Source organism: Hoeflea prorocentri (assembly GCF_027944115.1).
GTDB classification, from domain to species: Bacteria; Pseudomonadota; Alphaproteobacteria; order Rhizobiales; family Rhizobiaceae; genus Hoeflea_A; species Hoeflea_A prorocentri.
The window spans coordinates 32,414-44,175 of record NZ_JAPJZI010000002.1 but is presented as its reverse complement, the minus strand read 5'-3'; the positions used below and the strand labels follow the sequence as shown (position 1 = coordinate 44,175).

9 protein-coding genes are annotated in these 11,762 nt (G+C 59.4%); all 9 read right to left on the bottom strand.

The window, feature by feature from the left end; all coding sequences use genetic code 11:
* Positions 1-7: 7 nt before the first annotated feature.
* The gene (lpdA, locus tag OQ273_RS21785; protein ID WP_267993217.1) at positions 8-1,420 is read right to left on the bottom strand and encodes a dihydrolipoyl dehydrogenase; all 1,413 of its coding nucleotides are present in this window, start codon (positions 1,418-1,420) and stop codon (positions 8-10) included.
* Between the two features lie 31 nt (positions 1,421-1,451).
* The gene (locus tag OQ273_RS21780) at positions 1,452-1,952 is read right to left on the bottom strand and encodes a hypothetical protein (protein WP_267993216.1); all 501 of its coding nucleotides are present in this window, start codon (positions 1,950-1,952) and stop codon (positions 1,452-1,454) included.
* 18 nt (positions 1,953-1,970) lie between these two features.
* Complete coding sequence (odhB, locus tag OQ273_RS21775; protein ID WP_267993215.1) at positions 1,971-3,206, bottom strand: 2-oxoglutarate dehydrogenase complex dihydrolipoyllysine-residue succinyltransferase; 1,236 nt, start codon at positions 3,204-3,206, stop codon at positions 1,971-1,973.
* A gap of 44 nt (positions 3,207-3,250) precedes the next feature.
* Complete coding sequence (locus OQ273_RS21770; protein WP_267993214.1) at positions 3,251-6,235, bottom strand: 2-oxoglutarate dehydrogenase E1 component; 2,985 nt, start codon at positions 6,233-6,235, stop codon at positions 3,251-3,253.
* Between the two features lie 274 nt (positions 6,236-6,509).
* A complete protein-coding gene (gene sucD / locus OQ273_RS21765; RefSeq protein ID WP_267993213.1) occupies positions 6,510-7,421 on the bottom strand; it encodes a succinate--CoA ligase subunit alpha in 912 nt (303 codons plus the stop codon).
* A gap of 3 nt (positions 7,422-7,424) precedes the next feature.
* Positions 7,425-8,621, bottom strand: coding sequence for an ADP-forming succinate--CoA ligase subunit beta (gene sucC / locus OQ273_RS21760; protein WP_267993212.1), 1,197 nt, complete (start codon positions 8,619-8,621; stop codon positions 7,425-7,427).
* A 22-nt stretch (positions 8,622-8,643) separates the two neighbouring features.
* Positions 8,644-9,606, bottom strand: a complete 963-nt coding sequence (gene mdh, locus OQ273_RS21755) for a malate dehydrogenase (protein ID WP_267993211.1) — start codon at positions 9,604-9,606, stop codon at positions 8,644-8,646.
* 191 nt (positions 9,607-9,797) lie between these two features.
* Positions 9,798-10,964, bottom strand: a complete 1,167-nt coding sequence (gene zapE, locus OQ273_RS21750) for a cell division protein ZapE (protein ID WP_267993210.1) — start codon at positions 10,962-10,964, stop codon at positions 9,798-9,800.
* A 39-nt stretch (positions 10,965-11,003) separates the two neighbouring features.
* Entirely contained in the window at positions 11,004-11,513 is a 510-nt protein-coding gene (locus tag OQ273_RS21745) for a protease inhibitor Inh/omp19 family protein (RefSeq protein ID WP_267993209.1), read from the bottom strand.
* Positions 11,514-11,762: the final 249 nt, after the last annotated feature.

Here is an 11,762-nt window from a genome sequence, read left to right as displayed (position 1 = left end):
GCACAGCCTACATATGAATCGGCTTGTCATAGGCTGCGAGCGCAGCTTCCTTGACGGCCTCGGACATGGTCGGGTGTGCATGACAGGTGCGGCCGAGATCTTCGGCGCTTCCACCGAATTCCATAAGCACGGCGGCCTCGTGAATCATATCCCCGGCGCCAAAGCCGACAATGTGAACCCCAAGCACCCGGTCCGTTCTCTTGTCGGACAGCACCTTAGCAAAGCCGTCGGACTGCAGCATGGCGCGCGCCCGGCCGTTTGCTGAAAACGGGAACTTGCCGACCTTGTAGTCTATGCCTTCGGCTTTCAATTCCTCCTCGGTCTTTCCGACAGAGGCAACCTCCGGCTGGGTATAGACGACGCCTGGAATGACACTGTAATTCACGTGTCCGGCCTGCCCGGCAATAATTTCGGCAACCGCCACACCCTCGTCTTCAGCCTTGTGGGCGAGCATCGGCCCGGCGACAACGTCGCCAATGGCATAGATGCCGGAAACATTGGTCTGGAAATGCTCGTTGATCTCAACCCGGCCCGCCTTGTCGAGCACGACCCCGGCTTTCTCAAGCCCAAGTCCTTCCGTATAGGGTTTGCGTCCGGTCGCAACCAGAACAACATCGGCGCTGATCGTTTCCGCATCGCCGCCCTTGACCGGCTCGAACGTCACCTTGGCCGAACGCGAGGTCGCCGAAACGCCGGTCACCTTTGCACCCAGCTTGAAGGTCAGCCCCTGCTTGCCGAGCATGCGCTGAAACTGCTTGGAGACATCCCCGTCCATCTGGCCGAGGACCTTGTCCAGAAACTCGACAACCGTGACCTTTGCCCCCAGCCTTGCCCAGACGGAACCCAGCTCCAGACCGATGACACCGCCGCCGACGACAATCATTTCCTTGGGAACCTTGGGCAGCTCCAGTGCACCGGTCGACGAGACAACGATCTTCTCGTCGAATTTGACATCGACGCCCGGGATACCGGCCACATCAGAGCCGGTGGCGATGACGATGTTTTTCGTCTCCAGTTCGACACTGTCGCCCTTTTCTGGGACAACGGATACCTTGCCCTCGCCAAGGATCGTCCCCGTGCCGGTAAAGACATCGATCTTGTTTTTCTTCATCAGGAAGGCGATGCCGTCCACATTGGATTTCACCGTCGCATCCTTGTGGGCCATCATCTTATCAAGGTTAAGCTTCGGCTTGCCTGTCTCGACACCAAGTTCCGGCAGGGCGTGACTGGCTTCTGAAAACATCTCCGAGGCGTGCAGCAGCGCCTTGGAAGGTATGCACCCGATGTTGAGACAGGTGCCGCCCAATGTGGCGCGTTTTTCGACCACCGCCGTCTTCAGGCCGAGTTGCGCGGCTTTGATTGCACACACATAGCCGCCGGGGCCGGTACCGATCACAACAAGATCGTAACGTTCAGCCATCTATCTGTCCCTTCTATTCCTCTCCTGCTGCCTATTCCTGGCAAGCGACAAGGTTAAGTCGTTCGATCTGATCTTGCGGAATTCGCTCCGCCAAGTCTGGCAGGCGCTTTGTCAGCGCCTCCGCCAGTCCTTTAAGGTGAAGTTGTCCGACCGCCGGCGCATCGGCGGCGCCGAGCTCGACGGTACCGCCATTGTCGTCGATCCCATACATATGACCGCGCCAGACCGTGCAGGCGTCCAGCTCCACACCGGTCACATCCCCATCCGGGCAGTTGTCGAGGATAACGCCGGCAATGCCGGGTTCGTTTTCGGCCTCGAAGACAAATCCGTCATAGGGTTCCTCACCGGCGACCAGAAACCGGAAGCTCATATTGTCGGATCCGTTGAATTCCAGACGCACAGCATCATCATTTGCAGCATAGCCGGCAAGAACCTGCGGGCAGCGCCTTGCGACCGTGTCTTCGGTCTGGCCCGGTACGGGCAGCATCAGCACGGCGGCCAAAGCAAGCAGGCAAGGGCTGGCATTTCTCATCGGCTGTTTCCTCAACAGCTACAGATCAAGCACGAGCCTTTCGGGATCCTCAAGGCTTTCCTTGACCCGCACCAGGAATGTCACCGCTTCTTTGCCGTCGACAATCCGGTGATCGTAGGACAGCGCCAGATACATCATCGGACGGATGACAACCTGTCCGCCCAGCGCCACGGGCCGCTCCTGGATCTTGTGCATGCCAAGAATGCCCGATTGCGGCGCGTTCAGGATCGGCGATGACATCAAAGAACCGTACACACCGCCATTCGAGAGCGTGAAGGTGCCGCCCTGCATGTCGGCCATGCTCAGCTCACCATCACGGGCAGCAAGGCCAAGCCTGCCGATTTCCTGTTCTATCCCGGCAATCGACATCTGATCGGCATCACGCACGACAGGCACGACAAGGCCCTTGTCGGTGCCGACGGCAACGCCGACATGGCAGTAATTCTTGTAGATGATGTCCGTTCCGTCAATTTCCGCATTCACGGCCGGAATTTCTTTCAGCGCATGGCACACGGCCTTGGTGAAGAAACCCATGAAACCGAGTTTCACACCGTGTTTCTTCTCGAACAGTTCCTTGTATTTCTTGCGCAGCTCCATCACCGCCGTCATGTCCACCTCATTATAGGTGGTCAGCATCGCCGCCGTATTCTGGGCGTCCTTCAGCCGCCGTGCGATGGTCTGGCGAAGCCGGGTCATTTTCACCCGCTCCTCGCGCGCTTCGTCTTCACCGCTGGAGGGTGCACGGGCCACGGCGGGCGCCGGTGCAGGTTCGCTGATACCCTTTGCCAGGGCATCGATGACATCGCCCTTGAGCACCTGCCCGCGCTTGCCGCTGCCGGCAACCTGATCGGCATCAATCTTGTTTTCCGCCATCATTTTGGCAGCCGACGGTGCCGGCGGCATATCCGTTCCCGCGCCTGATGGTACCGCCGGCGCAGCATTGGCAGGCGTGGCATTCGCCGGTTCTTCGGATGCTGCCGGTGCCTCGGCCTTGGCGGCCGGCGCAGGAGCGCCCGCGCCCTCGGCAATCTGGCCAAGCAGGGCGTCCACCTCCACCGTATCGCCCTCGTTGGCGGTGATCTCGGACAGCGTGCCAGCCGTCGGTGCCGGCACTTCGATTGTCACCTTGTCGGTTTCAAGCTCGACCAGCGGCTCATCGGTGGCGATCGCATCGCCGACCTTCTTGAACCAGGTCCCGATGGTGGCCTCGGTCACGGACTCGCCGAGGGTGGGAACGCGGATTTCTGTGGCCATGATATTCAGTTTCCGTTTTTCAAAAATGGCTGTCGTTCAGGTCTCTAACTGCCAAGGGCATCCTCGAGGAATGCTTCCAGTTGCGCCTTGTGCTTGGACATCAGGCCGGTCGCCGGCGAGGCGGCCGCCGGACGCCCGGTGTAACGCACCCGCTGATATTTGGCATCGATATGCGCCAGCACCCATTCCAGATAGGGATCGATGAAGGCCCATGCACCCATATTCTTCGGCTCTTCCTGACACCAGACCATTTCGGCGTCTCGGAACCGCGACAACTCGTTGATCAGCGCCTTGGCCGGGAACGGATAAAGCTGCTCAAGCCGCAGCAGATAGATATCGTCGATGCCGCGTTTCTCACGCTCCTCGTAAAGGTCGTAATAGACCTTGCCGCTGCACATGACGACCCGGCGGATCTTGTTGTCCTTCTGCAGCTTGATCGGCTGGTCCTTAAGCACCTCCGCATCGTCCCAAAGCAGCCGGTGGAAGGAGCTGTCACCGGCCATTTCCGAGAGCTGTGACGTCGCCCGTTTGTGACGCAACAACGATTTCGGCGTCATCAAAATTAGAGGCTTGCGGAAATTCCGCTTCATCTGGCGGCGCAGAACATGAAAATAGTTAGCCGGCGTTGTACAGTTCGCCACCTGCATATTGTCTTCGGCGCAAAGCTGCAGGAACCGCTCCAGCCGCGCCGAGGAGTGTTCCGGCCCCTGGCCTTCGTAACCATGCGGCAAAAGGCACACCAGCCCCGACATGCGCAGCCATTTGCGCTCGCCGGACGAGATGAATTGGTCGAAGACCACCTGCGCACCATTGGCAAAGTCACCGAACTGGGCCTCCCAAAGGACCAGCGCATTGGGTTCTGACAGCGAATAGCCGTATTCGAAGCCAAGCACCGCCTCTTCCGAGAGCATCGAGTTGATAACCTCGTAGAGCGCCTGCCCCTTGCCGAGATTGTTGAGCGGAATATAGCGCTCTTCATCGCTCTGGCTGTAAAGCACGGAGTGGCGTTGCGAGAATGTGCCGCGCTCACAATCCTGACCGGAGAGCCGCACCACATTGCCTTCCAGAAGCAGCGAGCCGAAAGCCAGCGCCTCGGCCGTCGCCCAGTCGATCCCGTCGCCGGTCTCGATCATTTTTGAGCGATGGTCCATGAACCGCCGCACCGTGCGATGCGCCTCGAACCCGTCGGGAACCGTCGACAGTTTGCGGCCCATCTCTTTCAGGTTCTTGACCGTCAGCGCGGTCTTGCCGCGGCGCTGTTCGTCCTGATTGTCGGCAACCCGCATGCCGGACCAGACGCCGTCGAGCCAGTCGGCCTTGTTGGGCTTGTAGGAATTGCCGGCCTCAAATTCCTGTTCCAGGAACGCCCGCCAGTCGGCCTTCATCTTCTCGACCTCGCCGACGCCGATCAGCCCTTCTTCAACGAGCTTCCTGGCGTAGATCTGCAACGTCGTCTCATGCGCGCGGATCTTCTTGTACATGATCGGCTGGGTAAACGCCGGCTCATCGCCCTCGTTGTGGCCGAAGCGGCGGTAGCAGAACATGTCGAGCACCACCGGCTTGTGAAACATCATGCGGAACTCGGTCGCGACCTTGGCCGCATAGACAACGGCTTCCGGATCGTCGCCGTTGACGTGGAAGATCGGCGCTTCGATCATTTTGGCAACATCGGACGGATAGGGCGACGAACGCGAGAAACGCGGATTGGTGGTGAAGCCGATCTGATTATTGACGATGACATGGATTGTTCCGGCAACGCGGTGACCGCGCAGGCCCGAAAGACCAAGACATTCGGCGACAACACCCTGGCCGGCAAACGCCGCGTCACCATGCAGAAGCAGCGGCAGAACCCTGACCCGGTCCTTCAGCGGCACAATCTCGCCCCGCGCATGGCCTGCCAGCAGATCCTGCTTTGCCCGCGCCTTGCCCATCACGACGGGATTGACGATTTCCAGGTGGGACGGGTTGGCGGTCAGCGACAGGTGAACGCTGTTTCCGTCGAACTCCCGATCCGACGAGGTTCCCAGGTGATATTTCACGTCACCGGACCCTTCGACTTCGTCGGGCGTGAACGAACCGCCCTTGAATTCGTTGAAGATTGCCCGGTGCGATTTGCCCATGACCTGCGATAGCACGTTCAGACGGCCGCGGTGCGGCATGCCGAGCACGATCTCTTTCAGCCCCATCTGGCCGCCGCGCTTGATAATCTGTTCCAGCGCCGGAATAAGCGATTCACCGCCATCCAGGCCGAAGCGCTTGGTGCCCTTGTATTTGACGTCGATAAACTGTTCGAAGCCTTCGGCCTCGACAAGTTTCTGCAGGATGGCGATCTTGCCGCGCTGGGTGAATTCGACACCCTTGTCCGGGCCTTCGATACGCTGCTGGATCCAGGACTTTTCTTCCGGGTTCGAGATGTGCATGAACTCGACGCCGATGGTCGAGCAGTAGGTGCGCCGCAAAATGTCGAGCATCTCGTTGATGGTCGCATATTCAAGGCCGAGCACATTGTCGAGGAAGATGCGCCTGTCGAAATCGGCCGGGCTGAAACCGTAATTCTCCGGCGACAGCTCGTTGTAGTCCTCTTTCTCTTCGGCAAGGCCCAGCGGATCGAGATTGGCGTGCAGATGTCCGCGCATGCGATAGGCGCGGATCATCATGATGGCGCGAACGGAATCGCGTGTCGCCTGCTGCACCTCGTCATCGGAAAGGACTGCCGCACCGTTGGCCGACTTGTCCTTCAACCGCGACTCAATATGTTTTTCGACAGCGCTCCAATCGCCGTCGAGTGCCGAGACCAGTTCGCCATTTTCGGCAATCGGCCAGTTGTCCCGTTTCCACGAGGCGCCCTGCGCAGCCTTGCGCACCGCGTCCGCATCGTCCTTCAGGGCGGCAAAGAAGCTCTGCCACTCGGGCGGCACCGAGGACGGGTCGTCCTCGTAGCGCGCATAGAGGTCTTCAATATAGGATGCGTTGCTGCCGTAGAGAAACGATGTCGCCTGGAAGGTTTCGTTGGCGTCCTGTCTTGCCATCAGCCCTTTGCGGGTTCCCCCGCCTCCTTGATACGTTGCGGCCTCGCCGCTCAGTGTCCTGCACCGTTTTCCGGTGCCGCGCATTTCCACCCGAATCAAATATGCAGTCCGAACCCGTCCTTGTGGAGTCCTTCACGGCACATTTGATGCCTCTTGCCGCTCATGCGGCTTCAAGGTTCTTTTCCAGCACCGTTTTCGGCGCTTTTGTTATCCGGACACAATTGCGTGTCCGCTGCAAAAAGGCGCGGCGGCCAGCGCGCCGCGCCCTCTCATCTTATTCGTTCAGCAGCGCGACAAGCGTACTGCCGAGCTGGGCCGGCGACGGCGAGACGCGAATTCCCGCAGCTTCCATCGCCGCAATCTTGTCTTCGGCCCCGCCCTTGCCGCCGGAGATAACCGCGCCGGCATGACCCATTGTGCGTCCGGGAGGTGCCGTACGTCCGGCGATAAAGCCGACCGTCGGCTTGGAACGGCCTTTCTTTGCCTCATCGGCAAGAAACTGCGCCGCTTCCTCTTCGGCCGAGCCGCCGATTTCGCCGATCATGATGATCGACTTGGTCGCATCGTCGGCAAGATACATTTCCAGCACGTCGATGAACTCTGTGCCCTTGACCGGATCGCCGCCAATCCCGACCGCCGTTGTCTGGCCGAGACCTGCATTGGTCGTCTGGAACACCGCTTCATAGGTCAAGGTGCCCGAGCGCGATACGACGCCCACGGAGCCTTTCTTGAAGATATTGCCGGGCATAATGCCGATCTTGCATTCCTCGGGCGTCAGCACGCCGGGACAGTTGGGCCCGAGCAGCCTGGACGAGGATTTTTCAAGCCGCGCCTTGACCTTGACCATGTCGGAAACCGGAATGCCCTCCGTGATACAGACGATCAGCGGGATCTCGGCATCGATTGCCTCGATAATGGCCGCAGCCGCGCCTGCCGGCGGCACGTACACGACGGAGGCATCGGCTCCCGTCCTTTCCTTGCCTTCGGCGACAGACGCAAAGATCGGCAAATCGACGGTGCCGTCCCCGACATTGCCCGTCCAGGTCTGACCGCCCTTCTTGGGGTGAATGCCGCCGACCATCTTGGTCCCGTAGTAGGCAAGTGCCTGCTCGGTATGGAACGTTCCGGTTTTCCCGGTCAGGCCCTGCACCAGAACTTTCGTGTCTTTGTTGACGATGATGGACATCGATCAGGCTCCCTTCACCGCTTTGACGATTTTCTGTGCGGCATCGTCCAGATCGTCCGCTGCGATGACATTCAGACCGCTTTCATTGATGATCTTTTTGCCCTTCTCGACATTGGTTCCTTCAAGGCGCACCACCAGCGGCACCTGGAGACCAACCTCCTTCACCGCTGCCACAACGCCTTCGGCAATCGTGTCGCAACGCATGATGCCGCCGAAAATATTGACGAGAATGCCCTCAACAGCCGGATCGGCCGTGATGATCTTGAACGCCGCCGTGACCTTCTCTTTGGACGCGCCGCCGCCAACATCAAGGAAGTTCGCCGGTTCAGCGCCGTAAAGCTTGATGATGTCCATGGTTGCCATGGCAAGCCCGGCGCCGTTGACCATGCAGCCGATATTGCCGTCGAGCGCCACATAGGCGAGATCGAATTTCGATGCCTCGATCTCCTTTTCGTCCTCTTCGGTCGTATCGCGCAGGGCGACGATATCGTCATGCCTGAAGAGCGCGTTTCCGTCGAAGGACACCTTTGCGTCAAGCACCCGCAGCCGGCCATTTGTCATGACGATCAGCGGGTTGACCTCGAGAAGGCTCATATCCTTGTCCATGAAGGCCTTGTAGAGGATAGGAAACAGCGTCATCCCATCGCTGCGGGCATCACCCGACAGCGCCAGGGCATCGCACAGTTTTGCCGCATCGGCGTCCGTCACACCGGCATCCGGATCGATCGGAAGGGTGAGGATCTTTTCCGGCGTTTCCTCGGCGACAGCCTCGATATCCATTCCGCCTTCCGTCGACACGACAAAGGCAGGGCGGCCAACGGTGCGGTCAACCAGAATGGACAGATAAAGCTCGCGATCAATGTCGGCGCCGTCTTCGATGTAGAGCCGGTTGACCTGCTTGCCATGCTCGCCGGTCTGTTTGGTGACCAGCGTATTGCCCAGCATATCGCCGGCGTTCTGCACGACTTCGTCGATCGAACGGGCAAGCCGCACGCCGCCGGCTGCATCGGCGGGAAGCTCCTTGAACTTGCCCTTGCCGCGGCCACCTGCATGGATCTGGCTTTTGACCACGTAGAGCGGTCCGGGAAGCTTGGACGCGGCCTCGGCGGCCTCGTCGGCGGAAAAGATCGGCACGCCCTCAGCGACCGGTGCGCCAAAGCTCTTGAGCAGAGCCTTGGCCTGGTATTCATGGATGTTCATGGATGGAAATCCCGTGTTCCGGCTATTTGAGGTTCGGCGCGATGGCGATGCAGGCCTCGCAAAGACCGGCGACAGCCCCGACCGACTTGTCGAACGCATCCTTTTCGGACTTGTTGAGATCGATCTCGATAACCCGCTCGACGCCGCCGGCGCCGATCACGGTCGGCACACCGACATACATATCCTTCACACCATACTGGCCTGAGAGATGCGCAGCGCATGGCAGCACGCGTTTTTTGTCCTTCAGATAAGCCTCCGCCATCGAGATGGCCGATGCGGCAGGTGCGTAATAGGCCGAACCCGATTTCAGCAGGCCGACAATCTCCGCACCGCCATCGCGCGTGCGCTGGATGATTTCCTCAAGCCGGCCCTTTGAACACCAGCCCATCTTGACGAGATCAGGCAGCGGAATGCCGGCAACCGTCGAGTAGCGCGCCAGCGGCACCATCGTATCGCCGTGACCGCCGAGCACGAAGGCGGTGACATCTTCGACCGAGACATCGAATTCATCGGCCAGGAAATGACGGAAGCGGGAACTGTCGAGCACGCCCGCCATTCCAACGACCTTGTTCTTCGGCAGGCCGGAGAATTTCTGCAGCGCCCAGACCATCGCATCCAGCGGATTGGTGATGCAGATGACAAAAGCGTCCGGCGCATATTTCTTGATGCCCGCGCCCACCTGCTCCATGACCTTCAGATTGATACCGAGAAGATCGTCGCGGCTCATGCCAGGCTTTCTGGCGACGCCTGCGGTCACGATACAGACATCCGCACCCTCGATGGCGGCATAATCGTTCGCCCCGGTCATCTCGGCGTCAAAGCCGTCAACCGGTGCGGACTGTGCAATATCCAGGCCCTTGCCCTGGGGAATGCCCTCGGCAATATCGAACAACACGACGTCGCCCAGTTCCTTCAAGGCTGCCAGATGGGCGAGCGTGCCGCCAATCATTCCCGAGCCGATCAATGCAATTTTATTTCGCGCCATCCAATGACACCTCCGAGTTCATTTCTCCCGGCGGCAACTGCGTCAGGTTGCCGCAAATCGGAAAGTTGATAGACTCCCAGACCGTTTTTGGCAACTCATACTTTTGATAGTAAGAATTTCAAACGGTTAGATAAACAAACACTTACGTAAACGTAAGAATTTTACGAACCTCTTCGCAAACTGTGACAAATTCAGATGTCGTGTTCTTCGGTTTCCGCGGCACGGCTGGCCGACAGATAGTCAACACTCTGCATTTCAAACAGGCGCGACGCGGTTCTTGCAAACTCGAAACCCTCCGGTCCCTTGCGGCTGATGTAAAGCTCCTCGGGCACGGCTGCCGCCGAAACGATAAGGCGTGTGCCGGCGTCGTAGAGCATGTCCACAAGGTTGATGAAGCGCTTTGCCTCATTGCGCCTGTCCTCATCCATGACCGGCACGTTTTCCAGAAAGACGGTGTGGTAGCGATGGGCGATGAGGTGATAGTCGCTGGCCGCAAGCGGCCTAGCGCATAATTCGTCGAAGCTGAACCGTGCGATACCGCCGGCCTCGAGCGGCACCTCAATCTTGCGGCCCTTCACGCTGATCGTGTTGGGATGCGCGATCTGGCCGAACGTCATCTCGTGCCAGACTTTGGCCATTGCAATGCGGGTCTCATCGTTGAGCGGCGAAAGATAGACCGGCAACTGCTGCAGTTTTTCCAACCGGTAATCGGTTCGCGCATCCAGGCTGAAGACATCGACACGCGATTTGAGAAGATCGATAAAGGGAAGAAAAAGCTGTCGGTTCAGCCCGTTGTGATAGAGATCATCCGGCTCGACATTCGAGGTGGCGATCAAGACACAGCCGCGCTTGAACAACTGTTCGAACAGCCGTGACAGGATCATCGCGTCCGCGATGTCGGTCACCGAAAACTCGTCGAAACACAATACCCAGGCTTCGGCGATGAGTTGGCTGGCCACCGGCTCGATGGGGTCTTCCTGTTTCGTCTCGCCGCGCTTGAGCGCCTGGCGATGCGCATAAATGCGCCCATGCACATCCGCCATGAAATCATGGAAATGCACCCGGCGCTTGCGCTCGGCAGCGATCTGCTCGAAGAAAAGGTCCATCAGCATGGTTTTGCCACGGCCGACCGCGCCATGGATGTAAAGCCCCCTGATGGCCGGGGCGGATTTTCGCTTGCGCGCAAACAGCCAGCCAAGATTGCTGGATTTGGCCGTCAGCCGGCGCTCGCGTATTTCCAGCAGGATCCGGTCAAGCGCCTCTGCCAGCTCCAACTGGGCGTCGTCGCTTTCAATGTCGCCGGCCTCGGCTAGCCCGTTATACCGCTCCGCGACAGTGATCCGGTCTGCGACACTCATTGGATAATTCTACCCGCGGCCGGTGTCCGTCACCTTTTGCTAGCGGTTCAGGCTGATCGGCTGTCCCGCAGACGTCGTGCCGTCAAAACGCTGCTCGCCGGACTTGTAGAGCGCAGCGAACTGGTTTCCGGAAGAATCGCTGAGCAGAACCTGCTTGCCGGCGACATCCCAGGCGGAGATGAGGGCCGCCTGATCGGTGCATCCGCGCGAGGCGGCGCGGTATCCGCCGGTCCACTTGGTCAGCGCAAGGAATACGTCACAGCTATTGCCGCCTGTCGATATGGTCCAGCGCCCGACCATGGCATCCCGCGTGACCTCGGGCGCATTGGCCGCAACAGCCTGCAGCTCCTGCTCGCTCGGTCCCTGCGTCGTCGGCGCGTCCGGGAAATCAGTACCTCCGGGCGGTGGAAGCTGCCCGCTCTGAATATCACCGACCGGCGCCGGCGACAGCGGCGCGGGCTGTCCGGGCCCCGGCCCAAAGCCCGTTCTCTGGCAGCCAGCCAGAGCGACTACGGCGCAAAGCGCGATCAAAGTCAGTCCATTCCGCATCAATTTTTCCCCATATCCAGACCGGGAATCACCGGCACCCCTTGTCAACACCTATATCGGGTCGTTGGCATTCAATACACAAAGATGGCAAAATTTGTATTAAATTTGCACAATTGAAGTCCAGTGAATTGATCCGTGACCGCCGCCCAGTCCAAATAAGAGAGCCCGGCGAACGATGATGCGGTGTCAGTCCGGATGGAATCTGCCAGCCCGCTGCTCTCTTCCGGCCAGGCTTTAGCCGCAGAAACC

Excerpts from the sequence above, each read along its gene's own strand:
- sucC (WP_267993212.1), bottom strand. The coding sequence starts at position 8,621 with ATGAACATCCATGAATACCAGGCCAAGGCTCTGCTCAAGAGCTTTGGC.
- zapE (WP_267993210.1), bottom strand. The coding sequence starts at position 10,964 with ATGAGTGTCGCAGACCGGATCACTGTCGCGGAGCGGTATAACGGGCTA.
- OQ273_RS21745 (WP_267993209.1), bottom strand. The coding sequence starts at position 11,513 with ATGCGGAATGGACTGACTTTGATCGCGCTTTGCGCCGTAGTCGCTCTG.
- mdh (WP_267993211.1), bottom strand. The coding sequence starts at position 9,606 with ATGGCGCGAAATAAAATTGCATTGATCGGCTCGGGAATGATTGGCGGC.
- odhB (WP_267993215.1), bottom strand. The coding sequence starts at position 3,206 with ATGGCCACAGAAATCCGCGTTCCCACCCTCGGCGAGTCCGTGACCGAG.
- sucD (WP_267993213.1), bottom strand. The coding sequence starts at position 7,421 with ATGTCCATCATCGTCAACAAAGACACGAAAGTTCTGGTGCAGGGCCTG.
- OQ273_RS21780 (WP_267993216.1), bottom strand. The coding sequence starts at position 1,952 with ATGAGAAATGCCAGCCCTTGCCTGCTTGCTTTGGCCGCCGTGCTGATG.
- lpdA (WP_267993217.1), bottom strand. The coding sequence starts at position 1,420 with ATGGCTGAACGTTACGATCTTGTTGTGATCGGTACCGGCCCCGGCGGC.
- OQ273_RS21770 (WP_267993214.1), bottom strand. The coding sequence starts at position 6,235 with ATGGCAAGACAGGACGCCAACGAAACCTTCCAGGCGACATCGTTTCTC.